The organism is Enterobacter sp. MGH 33, from assembly GCF_000534535.1.
GTDB lineage: Bacteria > Pseudomonadota > Gammaproteobacteria > Enterobacterales > Enterobacteriaceae > Enterobacter > Enterobacter hormaechei_C.
This window is the reverse complement of the sequence record NZ_KI973212.1, coordinates 387,290-405,769: the sequence shown is the minus strand read 5'-3', so window position 1 is coordinate 405,769 and position 18,480 is coordinate 387,290. Positions and strand designations below refer to the sequence as shown.

The window sequence follows — 18,480 nt, the reverse complement described above, 5'->3', positions numbered from 1 at the left end:
GATTAAAGTCTTAAATCGCACTTTTAAAATAAGCGCGTTTAAAATGTTTTCTTGTAAAAAGACAAAGAAATACAAAAAATCTATTTTATTTCAGTAAATTCTTTATAATGCGGTCAGATGAAGGGTAGCATACGGATTCAGACATGCCGCAAAAACGTAAAATCCTCCTCCTGGACACGGGCAAAGAATGGGGGGGAGGTACCAACAGTATGCTTGAGCTTCTGAAGCGAATCAACCGCGACAAATTCGACATTACTTGTTGTTTTTACAGTGATTATAGTCGTGCTGAAGGTCAAACGATTGGCCAGGTGCTCAATAGCATTGGGATCCCGCTACTCGTTATCCCTCAACGTAAGCAACCGGCATGGGCAAAACTACTGAAAGAAGCGGGACGTGGTCTGCTGTTTTTCTCGCGTTCAGCGCGCAAAGCATTTACGCGGCATATCGATACCCTGTGGCGCATTCGCCCCAACGTCAGCAAGATCGAGACCATTTTCAGGGAAGGTGGATTCGATACGCTGTATATGAACAACCAGCCAGGCTCTAACGAAGAAGGGTATCTGGCGGGCGCAAACCTGCATGCGCGGATAATCCAGCACTGCCGGATTGAACCGGTGCTGACCCCGCCGCTGGTGAAGCTGGTCAATGCCCATGCCACAAAAATCATCGCCGTCTCGCACGGCGTTGAACGCGTGTTGCTTCAGCATGGCGTCCGGCCAGCGCTGTGTACCACGGTCAACAATGCTATCGACATCCACCAGCCTTTGCCCGACCGACGCGCGATGCGCCAGCGTCTGAACATTGATGACGACACGTTTGTGTTCGGCAGCATTGGCTCGCTAATCCCTCGCAAAGCCAACCACCATACGCTGGAGGCGCTGGCACAGTTCAGCCAGAGGCACCCGCAGGCAAAATGGAAGATGGTGCTGGTCGGTGAAGGGGCGGAGCGCGGCGCACTGGCGGCACAGGCTGACGCGCTGGGTATTGCTGAGCACGTCATTTTTACCGGTTTCCAGAACACGCCTTTTGACTATCTCGCCACCTTTGACGCATTTATTCTGGCCTCGAAGAGCGAAGGCCTGCCGCGCGTCGTGCTGGAGGCAATGCTGCTGAATATTCCCGTGATTGGTTCAAAGGTGACCGGCACGGCAGAATTGATCGATCATGAGTCGACCGGCCTGCTGTTTCCCTGGAGCGACGTGTCGCAACTTGCTCAACATCTGGATAATATCTGGCAGGATCCTGCTCTGCGCGCCCGGCTCGCCGCTGCCGCACACCAGAATGTCTGCAACATGTATGCCATTGAAAGCTATGTTAACGGTGTCGAGGCCGTTCTTGGCGCGCAATAACCAAACGAGAAGAACATGTTTAAATTCCTGAATGCTCGCTACCGCCACATTACCGGGCGTCATAACATTCCTTACGCTTCCCTTCCGGTCACGCGCGATCTCGTTGCGGTGGATTCCATTGTGATCCCGTGTACGGGCGCGGATTTCGTCGAAGAGGCGTTATTGTCAGCGACCTTTGCAGAGCGTTATGCCACCGACGTCAGCGAGATTGTTATCGTCAGCGATCAGCCTGAATCCGCTTTCGGCGAGCTGCCGCCAAAAACCCGCGTTGTTACCCTCACGCTTCCAAAACGTGAAGAAGGTTACCGCTATAAGCAGATCTACCTCAGTCGTCTGGTGAAGCTTAACGCTCCGTTGCAGGCGCGCGGTGAAGGTGTGCTGATGATCGACTCCGATCTCAACCTGCTTAAAATGCCAGAGATCAACATGGCGGATATGCACATCTACTCCAGCTTCCGTCAGGGCAAAATGATTGCCAAGCTGGACGGCGCGCCAGCGGAGAAAGTGCCGGCATATTACAAAGAAACGGTGCGTCCGTATCTGGTCGATCACGTTAACGGCGCGTTTCTTGCCGCCACCAAAAAGACCTGGCGCCGTATCTGCCCGCTGTGGCTGACGCTGTTCCAGGATACCTGGGAGCTGATGGACGACACGCAGCCGCCGACCGATCAGCTGCCGCTCGCTGCGCTGCTGGACATGCTGGATGTAAAAACGGTTAACCTCGGTGACTGGATGAACTGGCCGGTCTCCAAGAAGATCGGCGGTCAGGAAGCCGTTGTGCCGAAAGAGGTGATTGGCGCGCACGGTGGTTTCCCGCTTTCCGAATGGCAGAAGTATCTGGAATCGCCGGATAACAGGCTGCTGTTCAAAGGCCAGGATTACACCCGCAAGGTGCGTTACCTGACGGACGAAGAGAAAAAGAATCAGTAAAAAAAGGGGCCGCTGGCCCCTTTTTAATTACTTATCCCAGCTCAGGATCACTTTCCCTGACTGGCCGGACCGCATTGCGTCAAAGCCCTGCTGGAACTCATCGATGGAGAAACGGTGAGTGATAATCGGGGACAGATCCAGACCGGACTGGATCAGCGCGGCCATCTTGTACCAGGTTTCGAACATCTCACGGCCATAGATGCCCTTAATGAACAGCCCCTTGAAGATGACTTTGTTCCAGTCAATGGACATATCTGACGGTGGAATACCCAGCATCGCGATACGGCCACCGTGGTTCATGGTGTCGAGCATGGTGCGGAACGCCGGTGGCGCGCCGGACATCTCCAGACCCACGTCAAAGCCTTCGGTCATGCCCAGCTCTTCCATCACATCGGTCAGGCTCTCTTTCGAGACATCCACCGCGCGGGTGACGCCCATTTTGCGCGCCAACGACAGGCGGTATTCGTTCACGTCGGTGATCACCACGTTGCGCGCACCCACATGCTTCGCCACGGCTGCCGCCATAATGCCGATGGGGCCCGCGCCGGAAACCAGCACGTCTTCACCCACCAGGTCGAAGGAGAGCGCCGTGTGTACCGCGTTGCCGAACGGGTCGAAAATGGAGGCCAGATCGTCAGAGATATTGTCCGGGATTTTGAAGGCGTTAAACGCCGGGATCACCAGATATTCCGCGAAACAGCCCGGACGGTTCACGCCCACGCCGACGGTGTTGCGGCACAGGTGGGTACGCCCACCGCGACAGTTACGGCAGTGACCGCAGGTAATGTGGCCTTCACCGGAGACGCGATCGCCAATGTTGAAGCCTTTTACTTCCTGGCCGATACCCACCACTTCGCCGACATATTCGTGACCGACAACCATCGGTACCGGAATGGTTTTCTGTGACCACTGGTCCCAGTTGTAGATGTGAACGTCAGTACCGCAGATGGCGGTTTTACGAATTTTGATCAGCAGATCGTTATGACCGACTTCCGGCTCCGGCACGTCGGTCATCCAAATCCCTTCTTCCGCTTTCAGTTTGGATAACGCTTTCATCATACGTCCTCAGGCAATGACGCCCAGCTGTTTGCCGATGCGGGTAAAGGCTTCCACCGCACGTTCAATTTGTTCAGGCGAGTGCGCCGCAGACATCTGGGTGCGGATACGCGCCTGACCTTTTGGTACCACCGGGAAGAAGAACCCGGTCACGTAAATCCCTTCTTTCTGAAGCTCACGAGCAAATTTCTGCGCGACAACCGCGTCGCCCAGCATCACCGGAATGATCGCGTGATCGGCACCGGCCAGGGTGAATCCTGCGGCACTCATTTTTTCACGGAACAGGCGGGCGTTAGCCCACAGGCGGTCGCGCAGCTCAGCCCCGGATTCCACCATCTCCAGCACTTTAATGGAGGCAGCCACAATCGCCGGCGCCAGGGAGTTGGAGAACAAATACGGGCGGGAGCGCTGGCGCAGCCACTCGACCACCTCTTTACGCGCGGCAGTGTAGCCGCCAGACGCGCCGCCGAGCGCTTTGCCCAGCGTACCGGTGATGATATCCACGCGGCCCATTACGTCGCAGTATTCGTGGGAGCCACGACCGTTTTCGCCGACAAAACCGACCGCGTGAGAGTCATCCACCATCACCAGCGCGTCGTATTTATCCGCCAGATCGCACACGCCCTTCAGGTTGGCGATCACACCGTCCATGGAGAACACGCCGTCGGTGGCGATCAGGACGTGGCGAGCCCCTGCTTCACGGGCCTCTTTCAGGCGCGCTTCCAGCTCCACCATGTCGTTGTTGGCGTAGCGGAAACGCTTCGCTTTGCAAAGGCGTACGCCGTCGATGATGGAGGCGTGGTTCAGGGCGTCGGAGATAATCGCGTCTTCTGCGCCGAGCAGGGTCTCAAACAGACCGCCGTTGGCGTCGAAGCAGGAGGAGTACAGAATCGCGTCTTCCATTCCGAGGAAGTTCGCCAGCTTTTGCTCAAGCTGCTTGTGGCTGTCCTGCGTACCGCAGATAAAGCGAACGGAGGCCATACCGAAACCGTGGGTGTCCATGCCGTTTTTCGCCGCGGCAATTAGCTCAGGGTGATTCGCAAGACCTAAGTAGTTGTTCGCGCAAAAGTTGATCACATGGCTGCCGTCGGCAACGGTGATGTCCGCCTGCTGGGCAGACGTGATAATACGCTCTTCTTTGAACAACCCTTCCGCACGTGCGGTGTCGAGGTCGCTGTTTAACTGTTTGTAAAAATCACCACGCATTGCAATTCTCCAGACTCGGCAAATTTTGGCACATATTACCCAAACCAATAGTTCATGACGAGATGACGCAGTATCTCTTCTCGTTTTTGCAGCATAAATCACGCGTACCCCTGCTGCATATCGGTGAATGGCTGAAGCCTGAGCATTGTGATGATATGATAAAGAGATTAGCGTTCGGGATATTCCCCGACTCATACTTCAAAGGTTACAGTTATGATCATCGTTACTGGCGGCGCGGGCTTTATCGGCAGCAATATTGTTAAGGCCCTCAATGACAAAGGCATCACCGACATTCTGGTGGTGGACAACCTGAAAGACGGCACCAAGTTCGTGAACCTGGTGGATCTGAACATCGCTGACTACATGGATAAAGAAGACTTCCTTATCCAGATTATGGCGGGTGAAGAGTTCGGCGAGATCGAAGCCATCTTCCACGAAGGTGCGTGCTCCTCCACCACCGAGTGGGACGGCAAGTACATGATGGATAACAACTATCAGTACTCCAAAGAGCTCCTGCACTACTGCCTGGAGCGTGAAATTCCGTTCCTGTACGCCTCTTCCGCGGCAACTTACGGTGGGCGCACTTCAGATTTCATCGAATCCCGCGAATATGAGCAGCCGCTGAACGTTTACGGTTACTCCAAATTCCTGTTTGATGAGTACGTACGTCAGATCCTGCCAGAAGCGAACTCGCAGATTGTCGGCTTCCGCTACTTCAACGTCTACGGGCCGCGCGAAGGCCACAAAGGCAGCATGGCGAGCGTGGCGTTCCACCTGAACACCCAATTAAATAACGGCGAAAGCCCGAAACTGTTCGAAGGCAGCGACGGCTTCAAGCGTGACTTCGTCTACGTGGGCGATGTGGCGGCAGTAAACCTGTGGTTCCTGGAAAATGGCGTGTCCGGCATTTTCAACCTGGGCACTGGCCGCGCGGAATCCTTCCAGGCGGTGGCAGACGCGACGCTGGCGTACCATAAGAAAGGCAGCATCGAGTACATTCCGTTCCCGGATAAGCTGAAAGGCCGCTACCAGGCATTCACCCAGGCGGACCTGACTAACCTGCGCGCCGCAGGCTACGACAAGCCGTTCAAGACCGTTGCCGAAGGCGTAACGGAATATATGGCCTGGCTGAACCGCGACGCATAAGCATGAAAATTCTGGTGATCGGCCCGTCATGGGTGGGCGACATGATGATGTCGCAAAGTCTCTATCGCACGCTCAAGGCGCGTTATCCCCAGGCGATAATCGACGTGATGGCACCCACATGGTGCCGTCCGCTGTTATCGCGTATGCCGGAAGTGAACGAGGCGATCCCGATGCCGCTCGGACACGGGGCGCTGGAAATCGGTGAACGCCGCAAACTCGGCCACAGCCTGCGCGAGAAACGCTATGACCGCGCGTACGTGCTGCCTAACTCCTTCAAATCCGCCCTTGTGCCCTTCTTTGCGGGCATCCCGCACCGTACCGGCTGGCGCGGTGAAATGCGCTACGGCCTGCTGAACGACGCCCGGGTGCTGGATAAAGAGGCCTGGCCGCTGATGGTGGAGCGCTACGTGGCGCTGGCCTACGACAAAGGCGTGATGCGCAGCGCGAAAGATCTGCCGCAGCCGCTGCTGTGGCCGCAGCTCCAGGTAAGCGATGGGGAGAAATCCCACACCTGCAACGCATTTGGCATTTCGTCCGAACGCCCGATGATTGGGTTCTGCCCTGGCGCAGAATTCGGTCCGGCAAAACGCTGGCCGCACTATCACTATGCAGAGCTGGCGAAACAGCTTATCGATGAAGGCTATCAGATTGTGCTGTTTGGCTCGGCGAAAGATCATGAGGCGGGCAATGAAATTCTCGCCACGCTGAGCACCGAGCAACAGGCATGGTGCCGCAACCTGGCCGGGGAAACGCAACTCGAGCAGGCGGTTATCCTCATTGCCGCCTGTAAGGCCGTGGTCAGTAACGACTCTGGCCTGATGCACGTCGCCGCCGCGCTGGACCGCCCGCTGGTCGCGCTGTATGGCCCAAGCAGCCCGGACTTCACGCCGCCGCTGTCGCACAAGGCGCGCGTGATCCGTTTGATCACCGGCTACCACAAGGTGCGCAAAGGCGATGCCGCAGAAGGTTACCATCAGAGCCTGATCGACATTACCCCGCAGCGTGTTCTCGAAGAACTCAACGCACTGCTGTTGAGCGAAGAAGGATAACGGATGCGGGTATTGATCGTTAAAACCTCCTCAATGGGTGATGTTCTGCATACGCTGCCGTCGCTGACGGACGCCATGCGGGCCATTCCCGGCATCCGTTTTGACTGGGTGGTGGAAGAAGGCTTCGCGCAGATCCCCACCTGGCATGAAGCGGTTGATCGCGTGATCCCGGTGGCCATTCGCCGCTGGCGCAAAGCGTGGTTCTCCGCACAGATTAAAGCCGAACGCAAAGCCTTCCGCGAAGCGGTGCAGGCCCGGCGTTACGACGCGATCGTCGACGCCCAGGGGCTGGTGAAAAGCGCCGCGCTGGTCACGCGTCTGGCGCACGGCGTAAAGCACGGCATGGACTGGCAAACCGCCCGCGAACCGCTGGCGAGCCTGTTCTATAACCGTCGCCACCATATTGCGAAGCAGCAGCACGCCGTGGAACGTACCCGTGAGCTGTTCGCTAAGAGTCTCGGCTATGCAAAACCCGACCTCCAGGGTGACTACGCCATCGCACAGCATTTTCTGCGCGAAACGGACAAGGATAGCGCGCCCTATCTGGTCTTCCTGCATGCCACAACGCGCGACGATAAGCACTGGCCGGAAACGCACTGGAGAAGGCTGATTGAACTAATGCAACCTTGCGGTATCCATATTAAACTCCCGTGGGGCGCTGAACATGAGCGGCAGCGAGCGGAACGTCTGGCAGCAGGTTTTTCCCACGTCGAGGTGTTACCCAAACTCACGCTGGCGCAGGTTGCCGCACAGCTGGCGGGCGCTAACGCCGTCGTTTCTGTGGATACAGGGTTAAGCCATTTAACCGCCGCACTGGATCGTCCTAATATCACGATTTTCGGCCCGACCGATCCGGGGTTGATCGGGGGTTACGGTAAAAACCAGCATCAGATGGTCAGCCCTACGCAACAAACGAAGGATATTAGCGCAGATGCTATTTTTTCATTTTTACAGGGCAGCCATCGGCTTTCCAACAGGGATATTTAACCCATGAGTTATGTATTTCTGCTGATTTTACTCTTTCCGGTGAAACTCATCCGGAAGCTGTTTCGAAAAGACACGGGCAAGAACCTTGTCATTCAGACAGCCAAAATCGGTGACTTTATTAATGCGACGCCTCTTCTGGCATATCTGCAAAAAAGCGATGTGTTGATCAGTCGCAGCGTTGGCGCGCTGGCGAAGCATGATGAGACTATTGAGCAGATCTATTTTATTGAGCAGCATAAGCGCAACCTGTGGCGTAAACTGTGCTTCGCGTGCAGGATCATGAACCGCTACGACAACGTCTACCTGCTACAGCCCAACAGCGTGAACCTCTTTTTTGCCGCCGTCTGCAATGCCAAAAACAAACAATTTTTAAGCATTTACACGCGCAGGTGGTATCACGGGATTTTCTATCTCGCAGCCGACGGCACCGTTGAGCATGGCAAAAAAACGCTTTCGGTGACGAACTACCTGAAACTGGCCGACCGCTCGCTCACGTGGCAAGACTCTCCCAAGCACGCCACAAAGCCACTCTTCAAGCCGACGACCTGGCCGGCCATTCTTGATAAACCTGGCGTTATCCGCATCGGCATCAGTATTGCGGCGGGCAATAAAGCCAAAACCGTCCCTCCGGTTATCTGGAAGCGGATTGTTGATCAACTTGCTGATTTACCCTGCGAGTTTTATGTCTTCGGCGCGCCAAACGAACAGTCGTGGATGGACGATATCACCCGTCTTTACGGTGACATCCCCAATTTTATCAATCTTATTGGCAAAATTTCGCTGGAAGAGCTTCCCTGGGCCATTTCTAAGATGGACTGCTATATCGCGTCTGACTCGGGGAATGTCTACATCGCAGACGCCGTCGGCGTGCCGGTGGTCCTGCTGTTTGGACCGTGTTGTCACTATGAACAGCGTCCGCTTGGCAATGTGATGCTGATCGGGAATGACGATAACATTTGTTCTTATGTGTTTGAAACGCGCTATTACTTCCCGCAAGAACGGGAAGCGCTATTCTCTGTCACTGACTCCGCGTTACACGATCTTCAGCAGTTTATCCGTACATTACCAAAAGCCCGCTCACTGGCTAGCGCTACCGACGCTCAAGGAAACTAATTTTTATGGCTTTTTTAAGCGTCATTATTGCTGCGCATAACGCTGAAGCTACGCTGCACGCCACGCTTTCAAGCCTGCTGGCAGCAACCGATCAGGATACTGAAGTCATTATTTTCAATGACAGTTCTGAGGATGCCACGCAGGCAATAATTGATGAGTGGTCGCCGAAATTTCCTCAGATCATAACGCGCACCGTGAACTTTCGTAACGTTGGCCGGGTAAGAAACAGCGCTGTCGCACTGGCATCGGGTGAGTATATTACGATGCTCGACAGTGATGATTGCTTAAAGCCTGGCAGCCTCAGGGACGCAATGGCCTTCCTGAAAGCGCAACGTCCGGACATGTTACTGACTCGTTTGCTTGAGATTCGCGATCCCCGGAAAATGACTTCAGACTGGCAGGGATTTAAGCCTGTGCCATTGTCACAACATGAAGCAATTGCTCGTTTCTTACGTCATAAAGACTTTCAGGCACATCTCATTGGCCAGTTTATTCATCGTAGTCTTTACGAGAAAAATCCCATACCTCCGATGTTATGTTATGAGGATTTCGCTGTCTTCCCGGGAATGTTGATGCAATCGAGCAAAATAGCCTATCAACGCCAGGGGCATTATTATTACATCAAGCGTCGCGACAGTTTGTCGAGCAGTCTGGACGCCAGCAAAATTTCAACGCTTGTCGAATGCACGTTACAGATGGAAAGAACATTTCCGTCACGCTACAAACATCTCGTCAATTGCCACTGGTTTGATATTTACAGCAACCATCGGTCCTGTCTGACAGACCAACAATTGCAGCTCGTGAAACAACGCGTAAAGACCATGTATACATTGTCTTTTTTCCTGTCCACCGATGTTCGTTTTAGCTACAAAAAAAGGGTTATTGAGGCGTTATGGAAAAAATAAAACCACGGCTATATCAACTGACGATCGCTTTAAGCCTCATCTCCTTGATACTGGCTTTAGTCAGTTCTGGGAAGCAAAGAGAATTTTTCTATATCGCTATTTACGTCAGTATTATTGGCCTGGCTTTCGAATATAAAAAAATCACTCTGCGACCTTTTACTATAGCACTGCCCATTCTGCTGATTGGGTTACTTAACCTCGGCTGGTACTTACTCTATGAGTATCATAACGAGGGTCTCAACCTTTACAGCGACTACCTCGGTGCCAGCAAAAAGTTAATTTTAGCGAGTGTCCTGATTTTCTATATCGACCGCTTTAAGTTTTATATCGATAAGGATACCTTCAGGAAATTCTTCTTCTTCGCAACGGCCCTGGGGTTTGTGCTCGCCACAGGGTATGGCTTGTGGCAGGCCTCGCAAGGTATGACTCGCGTTGAGATGGCAATTAACCGTGCCACCGTTTCAGCTTATGTTTATTCTGTCCTGTCACTGGCTTTCGTATACAGTCTTTACCTTCAACAGAACGTGAAGCTGTATGTTGTTGCGGGCTTCACTATATTAATCTCTTACTTCGTCATACTGTTGACGGGGACCCGCGCTGCGATGGGTTTATATCTGCTTCTGGCAATTGTGCTCACGCTTTATCATTTCAGAAAGATTCATCTTAAATCAGCCCTCATCTTTTTATGCATTGTTGCAGGCGTTGTAATCGTTAGCTACAAACCATTGATTTCGCCAAAAATACAACAAACCCAACGTGAGGTTGAACGTTATCAACAAGGTTTTGACCGCACCTCACTCGGCGCACGTTTTTCGATGTGGACTATCGGGATCGAGAATGGTCTTGCCCATCCGTTAGGGCAATCGCTGGAAGAGCGTGAAGCGTGGACACGGCAGTATATAAAAGACGGCCATCCACATCTTGCTACCGCGCTCGTGTACATCAAAGTCCACCTGCATAATGAATTTATTGAGAAATACTCTTTGCAGGGGATCCCCGGCGTAGCGGTAATGCTCTTTTTCTTCGTTTCGATGATTGTGTATGCCTTACGAAACAGAAACGCACTGCTGCTGACGTCGATGCTTCTTTTGCTTTTGTATGGACTGACAGATGTCATACTGCTCAGTTCAGAAGCCTTAATCTTCTTTATGATTTTGTTTGCGCTAAGTACACCTTTCTCACAAACAAAACAGCAATAACAAATATGCCCGCCTGGCGGGCATAACTATTTTTTGTACTGGTAAAACTCCGCCAGCGTCATCCCAACGGTCTTATCTGATAACCAGGTAAAGAGCTGCTCCAGATCCTGATACAGCCCCTCAATCGCGACCTCGTCTTTAAAAGTAGGGCTCCCGCCAGGCATAAATTCCGACGAATGCAGCATGAATTCCACGTAGTCATTCCCCTGAGCCAGGCACTGCTGCGCAACCTTAATCATCTCCGCCGCATTTCCTCCGGACGGACGTAACCAGTTAACTGACGGAGAACGGTATTTACCGCGCAGACGATCATAACCCTGCTTCAGGGAATTCAGCCATGCCGGGTGTTTATACTGGATGCTCATCGGCACTTCGAGGAGAGGGCTGTTTCCCGGCCGGGAAATGTCGTCTACGTCCAAAAAGTAGGCACTATCGGGAAAATGCTGGTAATTCGTTCCGCCATTACCCTGCGGGGCACCTTTCGCGTTGCGCCAGTTCACGCGCGGCGTAACGGAACAATCTACCTGATACCCCAGCTCAATCAGCAACTGGGCGTAACGGCTGTCGAATGCCCAGCGCCCGGCGCGATGGCTGAGCATTTTTGTCTGGAAAGTCTCTTCCAGTAAGCGGGTCATGAAGAGCACTTTCTCACGCATGACCTCGTCTGAAAACTCAATCAGATAAGGCTGCCAGCGCCAGTCATCACCGGTCAGATCGTGCTCCGGAGGGCTGTTCCAGGCATGGAGATGCATTCCCACCTCACCCTGGCCGCGGGCTATGACCTCTTTCGCGAACTCAATGAATACCGGTTCGACGGCCATCTCGTAGTTGGTCAGCCAGACGGGCTTAAAGCCGAAACGTTCACAAAGCGCCTGAAACCGCGCCAGGTAGCGCGCGTTTTCCGTTTTGATCACCCGGTGGTTCTGCCAGAGATTATCCCCTTCGGTATCGATCGTGATGATAAACGCTGGTTTTTTCATAATGAGCCCGCAAGACAAAATAGTTAGCGCTATGTTACGCACGCCCGAAAGCAGGAGTAAACCCTTCCAGGGAAATTCCTGACATTATGGAGAAAGAGTGCAAGTCGTTACCAGGTCTATTAGAATTGCCAATAGTACAACGCCGATAAGATGATGATGAATAACTTACCTGACACGCCTGATTTGCGCATTTTACTGATCAAACTTCGCCATCATGGTGACATGTTACTCACCACCCCCGTCATCAATTCATTACGCCAGAAATGGCCTGACGCCCAAATCGACGTGCTTCTCTATGAAGAGACGCGAGACATGCTCGCCGCGCACCCGGCAATCGGGACGATCTATGGTATCGATCGTAAATGGAAGCAGCTGGGGACGCTGAAGCACCTGCAAAAAGAGTGGCAGTTGCTTCGTGCTTTACGTGCTCAGCATTATCATCTGGTGATCAATCTTGCCGATCAGTGGCGCAGCGCGATTGTCACCCGCTTCACCGGCGCACCGGTTCGACTCGGGTTCGCCTTTAACAAGCGCAATAACGCCTTCTGGCGTTTTTGTCACAGTGAACTGGTCTCGGTCGCCAGCCATCAGTCGTTGCACACCGTTGAACAAAATCTCTCCATACTGTCAGCGCTGCCGGTAATGGCCAACCCTACCGTGACCATGGCTTACAGCGCGGATGACTGGCGCCATGCTCACCAAAAGCTGTCGCAAAAGGGCGTGGGAGACCGCTACATCGTTATTCAACCCACTTCACGCTGGTTCTTTAAGTGCTGGGACGAAGGCAAAATGGCGCAAACTATCGCCGCGTTGCAGCAGGACGGCCACACTATCGTCCTCACGGCGGGACCGGACAAGAAAGAGCTGGCGATGATTGACCGCATTCTTGCCGCCTCCCCGCAGACGGGTGTTGTATCGCTGGCAGGGCAGTTAACCCTGCGCCAACTGGCCTCGCTAATCGATCACGCGATCCTGTTCATTGGCGTTGACTCCGTACCCATGCACATGGCCGCCGCTCTTCAGACGCCCTGCGTGGCGCTGTTTGGCCCGTCAAAATTGACGTTCTGGTCGCCATGGCAGGTTAACGGAGAGGTCATCTGGGCAGGTAACTACGGCCCGCTTCCCAACCCTGACGCCATTGATACAAAAACGACGGAACGTTATCTCGACGCCATCCCCGTTGATGCTGTCGTCTCCGCCGCAAGGAGATACCTGCAATGAAGCTTCATCGTCTGGCCATTGTGCGCCAAAAATATCGTCCGGATGGGGGAGCAGAACGTTTTGTCTCCAGGGCACTTACCGCGCTGAGCAATCAAAATCTTGAGCTCAACGTCATCACCCGCGAGTGGCAGGGCGAAAAGCAGGACGACTGGCATATTCATATTTGCGATCCACGAAAGTGGGGCCGCATCAGCCGTGAGCGCGGCTTTGCACACGCCGCGCGCACGCTGTGGCAGCAACAGCAGTTTGATATTGTCCAGAGCCACGAACGTATTCCGGGCTGCGATATTTACCGCGCCGGGGATGGTGTACATCGACGCTGGCTGCTACAGCGTACGCGTATTCTCCCCGCCTGGCGCGCGAAGCTGCTTATGCACGATCGCTATCACCGCTACGTGATGCACGCAGAACGTGAAATGTACCAGGCTCCCGAGTTGAAAGCCGTTATCTGTAATGCGGAGATGATCAAGCGCGAAATCGTCGAAGACTTTGATATTGACGCAAAAAAGATACATGTGATTTATAATTCAATAGATTCCAGCCGCTTCGTTCCGGCAGAAGAGAGACAACGCGCTGTACTGCGTCAGCAATTTGGCTTACCCGCTGATGCCGTCATTTTCTGCTTCGTGGGTTCAGGGTTTGAACGCAAGGGGCTGGCAAGCGCTATTCGGGCTATAGCAGGAACCTCGGCGTGGCTGGTTGTGGTCGGTCAGGATAAAGCGGAAAGCCGTTATCGCGACCTCGCCCGTTCATTAGGCTGTGAGGGGCAAATCCGTTTCCTGGGGATGCAAAAAGAGACGCTGCCATTTTATCAGCTTTCTGATGGTTTACTGCTGCCGACGCTGTATGATCCTTTCCCTAACGTCATACTTGAAGCAATGGCCTGTGGATTGCCCGTCATTACGTCAGAGAGTTGCGGTGGTTCAGAATTTATTGAGCAAGGCCAGAACGGGTTTTACTGTGATGCACTTGATATCCACACATTGAAGGAGGCCGTCATGTCCATCCCTTCACTGGAAAAAAATAACAATATGGGGCTTGCGGCGCGTGAACGCGTCAGAGAAGCAACCCCTGAAAAACTATCAAGTCAGCTTATTTCGCTTTATCAAAAATTACTGGATTAATAATGCGCATCCTAATGATTATTGATGGTTTACCCGGTGGAGGAGCCGAAAAGACGGTTCTTACCCTCTCCAGCGGACTGACAGAACTGGGGCATCAGGTCACCCTTTTCTCCTTACGGAAGGTGTGCGACTACGCCATTCCGGAAGGCATCGATTTTCAGGTTGTGCAGGATACCTGTAAAAAACCCTGGCGGAAGCTGACCGAGATCCCGCGTCGCGCCCGTTTGCTGGATCGCGCCATCGAGCAGGCAGAACGCAGCGGTAAATTTGATGTCGTGTTCTCACATCTGCATAAAACCGACCGTATCGTGGCGCACAGCCGCGTGCTGGATCGGGATAAGGTCTGGTTCTGCGTACACGGAATGTTCTCCTTCTCCTATTTGCGCCATCGCAGCGGGCTTTCTCGCTGGTTTAAGCATTATAAAATTCGTCATACCTATGAAAACCGCAACGTGGTGGCGGTTTCTGGCGCCGTGCTGCACGATCTGTCTGAAGTACTCGCGATCCCCCTGCGGCGCAAAGCGGTTATCCATAACCCCTTTGATATCCCTGAAATTCAGCGTCTGGCGGAAGCGCCCTTTGAGATGCAGGGGCAGGATTACATTATCCACGTTGGCCGTTTTCATGAACACAAACGTCACGACAGGCTGCTGCGGGCGTTTGCGCTGAGCAAGATCGACGCATCGCTGGTGTTGATAGGCAAAGGTTCTGACGCGAAAATAAATCAGCTCAAACAGCTTGCCGCTAAGCTGGGAATTGAAAACAAGATCGTCTTCCGCCCGTTCGAAACCAACCCCTACCCGTGGATCAAAGGGGCACGCCTTTTAGTGTTAAGTTCCGACTGCGAAGGTTTTGGTAATGTACTGGTAGAGTCCATTATCTGTCAGACCCCACCGGTGAGTACAAACTGCCCTGGCGGCCCTGCAGAGATCCTTACTGGCCCCCTGGCGCGTGGTCTGACAGCGTTAACCGACGAATCACTGGCGAAAACACTGGCAGAACTGTATGCCTCTCCGCCGGTTGTTGATCGCGAAACGATCGCATCGTTCGGTATCAACGCCATTTGCCAGCAATACATTGCTTTGGTCGACAACCAAAAATAATCAGGTTTCATATGCAAAATTCAGCGCCTTTATTAAGCGTGGTGGTGGCCGTTTATAACGGTGAAGCTTTTCTCGATCAGTTCTTTACCTGCCTTGTAAATCAACACATCGACAGTATGGAAGTCATCATCGTGAATGACGGTTCCACTGACCGCTCGATGCAGATTGTCGAAAAATGGCGCGAAAAGCTGCCACAGATGCAGGTTATTGAACAACCTAATCAGGGCGTGTCCATCGCGCGTAATACTGGCCTGGCCGTTGCGACCGGGCAGTATCTCTCTTTCCCGGATATTGATGATGTCTTCAAACCCGGCATGTACCAGCGTCTGCTGGATATGGCCGTCACGCAGAACCTGGATGTCGCCACCTGCAATGGCAACTACGTCTGGGAAAATAACAAAAAACCGTCTCGCCCTATTTTCCCTGAAGATAAGCTCGCCTCAACGGGCGTCATGAATGGCGCGGCATGGTTAAAAAAGGCGCTGGATTCACGTAAGTTCCTGCATGTGACCTGGCTGAATATCTATCGTCACGATTTTATTCGTCAGCACGGCTTCCGTTTCGAGCCAGGCCTGCGCCATCAGGATATCCCGTGGACGACTGAGGTGCTGCTTGCCGCGGAACGCGTTCAATACACCAGCGAACGCTTTTACGACTACTACATTCACTCCGCCTCGGTATCGCACACCCCGGATAATGACGACACGCTGATTCGCTCTGCGCGCCATTATATGAAGATCCTGAAGATGCTTGATGCCATTAACCAGCGCTACCCGGATAAAGTGAAAAATATCCCGGCCTGTTACTGGCAAATCGCTAAAGAGGGTCTGGGAATTATTCATACCTTCGACAACATGAAGGATGAGGCGAAGAAATCAATGATAATCAAAGAGTTCTTCGACACCGGGATCTGGAAGCTCATCTGGAAAAGTGCCAAAAGCCCGCGTTTGCGCTGGCGCCTGGGCCGGCGCTACTTCCGTTTAAAACGGTATCTGGCATAAGAGATAGCTTTAGCACGCTTAAATGCTTAGAATTTCCCGGCCGAAACTAAAAAAACGGATAATCGCTTGGAATTGTTGTATACCGCCCTGCTCTACATCATTCAGCCACTGGTGTGGCTGCGACTGTTGCTTCGTAGCCGTAAAGCGCCTGCGTACCGTAAACGCTGGGCCGAACGTTATGGCTACTGCCGCAATAAAGTGGCGCCGGACGGTATTCTGCTGCATTCCGTGTCAGTCGGGGAAACGCTGGCCGCCATTCCACTGGTGCGTGCCCTGCGCCACCGTTATCCGTCACTGCCCATCACCGTCACCACGATGACGCCAACCGGCTCAGAGCGCGTGATGTCTGCCTTCGGTAAAGACGTGCATCACGTCTACCTGCCGTACGATCTCCCCTGCGCCATGAACCGTTTCCTGAATACCGTGCGCCCAAAACTGGTGATCGTCATGGAAACCGAACTGTGGCCGAATATGATTTCCGCCCTGCATGCCCGTAAAATTCCTTTGGTTATCGCCAACGCGCGTCTGTCGGAACGCTCGGCGAAAGGGTACGGCAAGCTGGGTAAATTTATGCGTCGCCTCCTCAGCAAAATCACGCTGATCGCCGCGCAGAACGAAGAAGATGCCGCGCGCTTTATCGCCCTCGGCCTGAAGCGCAACCAGCTTGCGGTCACGGGTAGCCTGAAGTTCGATATTTCCGTCACCCCTGAACTCGCCGCCCGTGCGGTAACACTGCGTCGTCAGTGGGCGCCGCGTCGCCAGGTCTGGATTGCCACCAGCACCCATGATGGCGAAGAAGCCATTATTCTTCAGGCTCACCGCCAGCTGCTGGAAAAATTCCCTGATTTACTGCTGATTCTGGTTCCTCGCCATCCTGAGCGTTTTAAAGATGCCCGCGAGATGGTGCAAAAAGGCGGTTTCAGCTTCACCCTGCGCAGCAGCGGCGAAATCCCCTCTGGCAGCACGCAGGTGGTGATTGGCGATACGATGGGCGAACTGATGCTGCTGTACGGGATCGCCGATCTTGCTTTCGTTGGCGGAAGCCTGGTGGAGCGCGGTGGTCATAACCCGCTGGAGCCAGCAGCCCACGCCATTCCCGTGCTGATGGGGCCACACACGTTTAACTTCAAAGATATCTGCGCGAAATTGCAGCAAGCCGATGGCTTAATCACCGTGACCGACGCGGATTCGGTGGTCAAAGAGGTCTCTACCCTTCTGACTGACGAAGATTACCGCCTGTGGTACGGTCGTCACGCCGTTGAAGTCCTGCATCAGAACCAGGGGGCGCTGACCCGTCTGCTGCAACTTCTGCAACCTTACCTGCCGCAGCGGAGCCACTAATGTCAACGCGTCTGTCGGTCGTGATGATCGCCAAAAACGCCGCCGACCTGCTTCCGGATTGCCTGGCCTCTGTTGCCTGGGCTGACGAAATCGTCATTCTCGACTCCGGAAGTACGGACAACACGGCGGACGTTGCCCGTGCAGCCGGAGCAAAAGTCTTTACCGACACCGACTGGCAGGGCTACGGTATTCAGCGCCAGCGTGCGCAGGGTTACGCCACGGGCGATTACGTGTTGATGATCGATACCGATGAGCGCGTCACCCCGGAACTCCGACAGGCCATTCAAACGGTGCTTGCCGCGCCACAGCCCGGCGCGGTCTACAGTATCGCGCGTCGTAACTATTTCCTGGGCCGCTTTATGCGCCACAGCGGCTGGTACCCCGACCGCGTGATGCGCCTCTATGCGCGCGAGCGTTATCAGTACAACGACAACCTGGTCCATGAATCTCTGGCCTGCGATGGCGCTCAGGTCATCCCCCTGACGGGCGATCTGCTTCATCTGACCTGCCGCGATTTCGCCAGCTTCCAGCGTAAACAACTGAACTATGCCACCGCCTGGGCACAGGAGCGGCATACGCGCGGCAAGAAGGCCACGCTGACCGGCATCTTCACCCACACGCTGGGCGCGTTTCTGAAAACGCTGCTGCTGCGTGGCGGCGTGCTGGACGGCAAACAGGGCTGGTTACTGGCCGTAGTGAATGCCCAGTATACTTTCAACAAATACACCGAGCTGTGGGCGCTGAACCGCGGCTACTCAGAGAAAACGTGA

At 53.8% G+C, this 18,480-nt stretch carries 17 protein-coding genes; 14 read left to right on the top strand and 3 right to left on the bottom strand.

Annotated elements, in window-relative coordinates:
- The first annotated feature begins 143 nt into the window (after positions 1 to 143).
- A complete protein-coding gene (locus L379_RS21895; protein WP_017693957.1) occupies positions 144 to 1,349 on the top strand; it encodes a glycosyltransferase in 1,206 nt (401 codons plus the stop codon).
- A 15-nt stretch (positions 1,350 to 1,364) separates the two neighbouring features.
- Positions 1,365 to 2,279 (top strand): hypothetical protein, encoded by a 915-nt coding sequence (locus tag L379_RS21900; RefSeq protein ID WP_023302890.1) that lies wholly within the window; start codon positions 1,365 to 1,367, stop codon positions 2,277 to 2,279.
- Positions 2,280 to 2,306: 27 nt separating this feature from the next.
- On the opposite strand, the gene tdh is transcribed toward L379_RS21900, so the two are convergent.
- The gene (gene tdh / locus L379_RS21905; RefSeq protein ID WP_017383610.1) at positions 2,307 to 3,335 is read right to left on the bottom strand and encodes an L-threonine 3-dehydrogenase; all 1,029 of its coding nucleotides are present in this window, start codon (positions 3,333 to 3,335) and stop codon (positions 2,307 to 2,309) included.
- 9 nt (positions 3,336 to 3,344) lie between these two features.
- Positions 3,345 to 4,541, bottom strand: coding sequence for a glycine C-acetyltransferase (gene kbl / locus L379_RS21910; RefSeq protein ID WP_015570030.1), 1,197 nt, complete (start codon positions 4,539 to 4,541; stop codon positions 3,345 to 3,347).
- Between the two features lie 213 nt (positions 4,542 to 4,754).
- Here kbl and rfaD point away from each other — a divergent pair, with 213 nt between their 5' ends.
- The 6 genes from rfaD to L379_RS21940 are packed head-to-tail and all read left to right on the top strand — an operon-like array spanning position 4,755 to position 10,940.
- A complete protein-coding gene (gene rfaD, locus L379_RS21915; RefSeq protein ID WP_003860858.1) occupies positions 4,755 to 5,687 on the top strand; it encodes an ADP-glyceromanno-heptose 6-epimerase in 933 nt (310 codons plus the stop codon).
- A gap of 2 nt (positions 5,688 to 5,689) precedes the next feature.
- Entirely contained in the window at positions 5,690 to 6,736 is a 1,047-nt protein-coding gene (rfaF, locus tag L379_RS21920) for an ADP-heptose--LPS heptosyltransferase RfaF (protein ID WP_032652136.1), read from the top strand.
- Positions 6,737 to 6,739: 3 nt separating this feature from the next.
- On the top strand, positions 6,740 to 7,723 hold the full coding sequence (gene rfaC / locus L379_RS21925) for a lipopolysaccharide heptosyltransferase RfaC (RefSeq protein WP_032652135.1): 984 nt from the start codon (positions 6,740 to 6,742) through the stop codon (positions 7,721 to 7,723).
- Positions 7,724 to 7,726: 3 nt separating this feature from the next.
- Positions 7,727 to 8,836 (top strand): glycosyltransferase family 9 protein, encoded by a 1,110-nt coding sequence (locus L379_RS21930; protein ID WP_017693958.1) that lies wholly within the window; start codon positions 7,727 to 7,729, stop codon positions 8,834 to 8,836.
- A gap of 5 nt (positions 8,837 to 8,841) precedes the next feature.
- Complete coding sequence (locus L379_RS21935) at positions 8,842 to 9,741, top strand: glycosyltransferase family 2 protein (protein WP_032652133.1); 900 nt, start codon at positions 8,842 to 8,844, stop codon at positions 9,739 to 9,741.
- Positions 9,729 to 10,940: an O-antigen ligase family protein gene (locus L379_RS21940; protein ID WP_032652131.1), complete on the top strand. Its 1,212-nt coding sequence runs from the start codon at positions 9,729 to 9,731 to the stop codon at positions 10,938 to 10,940. The genes L379_RS21935 and L379_RS21940 overlap by 13 nt, the downstream gene beginning before the upstream one ends.
- 26 nt (positions 10,941 to 10,966) lie before the next feature.
- Here L379_RS21940 and L379_RS21945 read toward each other — a convergent pair whose 3' ends face one another.
- Positions 10,967 to 11,920 (bottom strand): polysaccharide deacetylase family protein, encoded by a 954-nt coding sequence (locus L379_RS21945; RefSeq protein WP_032652128.1) that lies wholly within the window; start codon positions 11,918 to 11,920, stop codon positions 10,967 to 10,969.
- A gap of 150 nt (positions 11,921 to 12,070) precedes the next feature.
- Between L379_RS21945 and rfaQ the strand changes: the two genes are divergently transcribed.
- From rfaQ to L379_RS21975, 6 genes are all read left to right on the top strand, one after another.
- Positions 12,071 to 13,141: a putative lipopolysaccharide heptosyltransferase III gene (rfaQ, locus tag L379_RS21950; RefSeq protein ID WP_017383615.1), complete on the top strand. Its 1,071-nt coding sequence runs from the start codon at positions 12,071 to 12,073 to the stop codon at positions 13,139 to 13,141.
- Positions 13,138 to 14,265, top strand: a complete 1,128-nt coding sequence (locus L379_RS21955) for a glycosyltransferase family 4 protein (RefSeq protein ID WP_023295714.1) — start codon at positions 13,138 to 13,140, stop codon at positions 14,263 to 14,265. The genes rfaQ and L379_RS21955 overlap by 4 nt, the downstream gene beginning before the upstream one ends.
- 2 nt (positions 14,266 to 14,267) lie before the next feature.
- Positions 14,268 to 15,368, top strand: a complete 1,101-nt coding sequence (locus L379_RS21960) for a glycosyltransferase (RefSeq protein WP_032652125.1) — start codon at positions 14,268 to 14,270, stop codon at positions 15,366 to 15,368.
- 11 nt (positions 15,369 to 15,379) lie between these two features.
- The gene (locus L379_RS21965; RefSeq protein WP_015570038.1) at positions 15,380 to 16,369 is read left to right on the top strand and encodes a glycosyltransferase; all 990 of its coding nucleotides are present in this window, start codon (positions 15,380 to 15,382) and stop codon (positions 16,367 to 16,369) included.
- 66 nt (positions 16,370 to 16,435) lie between these two features.
- Positions 16,436 to 17,710, top strand: a complete 1,275-nt coding sequence (waaA, locus tag L379_RS21970) for a lipid IV(A) 3-deoxy-D-manno-octulosonic acid transferase (protein WP_003860874.1) — start codon at positions 16,436 to 16,438, stop codon at positions 17,708 to 17,710.
- On the top strand, positions 17,710 to 18,480 hold the full coding sequence (locus L379_RS21975) for a glycosyltransferase family 2 protein (RefSeq protein WP_017693965.1): 771 nt from the start codon (positions 17,710 to 17,712) through the stop codon (positions 18,478 to 18,480). Before waaA ends, L379_RS21975 begins: the two co-directional genes overlap by 1 nt.

Coding starts and splice junctions, on each gene's coding strand:
- L379_RS21895 (WP_017693957.1), top strand. CDS start 144: ATGCCGCAAAAACGTAAAATCCTCCTCCTGGACACGGGCAAAGAATGG.
- L379_RS21900 (WP_023302890.1), top strand. CDS start 1,365: ATGTTTAAATTCCTGAATGCTCGCTACCGCCACATTACCGGGCGTCAT.
- tdh (WP_017383610.1), bottom strand. CDS start 3,335: ATGAAAGCGTTATCCAAACTGAAAGCGGAAGAAGGGATTTGGATGACC.
- kbl (WP_015570030.1), bottom strand. CDS start 4,541: ATGCGTGGTGATTTTTACAAACAGTTAAACAGCGACCTCGACACCGCA.
- rfaD (WP_003860858.1), top strand. CDS start 4,755: ATGATCATCGTTACTGGCGGCGCGGGCTTTATCGGCAGCAATATTGTT.
- rfaF (WP_032652136.1), top strand. CDS start 5,690: ATGAAAATTCTGGTGATCGGCCCGTCATGGGTGGGCGACATGATGATG.
- rfaC (WP_032652135.1), top strand. CDS start 6,740: ATGCGGGTATTGATCGTTAAAACCTCCTCAATGGGTGATGTTCTGCAT.
- L379_RS21930 (WP_017693958.1), top strand. CDS start 7,727: ATGAGTTATGTATTTCTGCTGATTTTACTCTTTCCGGTGAAACTCATC.
- L379_RS21935 (WP_032652133.1), top strand. CDS start 8,842: ATGGCTTTTTTAAGCGTCATTATTGCTGCGCATAACGCTGAAGCTACG.
- L379_RS21940 (WP_032652131.1), top strand. CDS start 9,729: ATGGAAAAAATAAAACCACGGCTATATCAACTGACGATCGCTTTAAGC.
- L379_RS21945 (WP_032652128.1), bottom strand. CDS start 11,920: ATGAAAAAACCAGCGTTTATCATCACGATCGATACCGAAGGGGATAAT.
- rfaQ (WP_017383615.1), top strand. CDS start 12,071: ATGATGATGAATAACTTACCTGACACGCCTGATTTGCGCATTTTACTG.
- L379_RS21955 (WP_023295714.1), top strand. CDS start 13,138: ATGAAGCTTCATCGTCTGGCCATTGTGCGCCAAAAATATCGTCCGGAT.
- L379_RS21960 (WP_032652125.1), top strand. CDS start 14,268: ATGCGCATCCTAATGATTATTGATGGTTTACCCGGTGGAGGAGCCGAA.
- L379_RS21965 (WP_015570038.1), top strand. CDS start 15,380: ATGCAAAATTCAGCGCCTTTATTAAGCGTGGTGGTGGCCGTTTATAAC.
- L379_RS21975 (WP_017693965.1), top strand. CDS start 17,710: ATGTCAACGCGTCTGTCGGTCGTGATGATCGCCAAAAACGCCGCCGAC.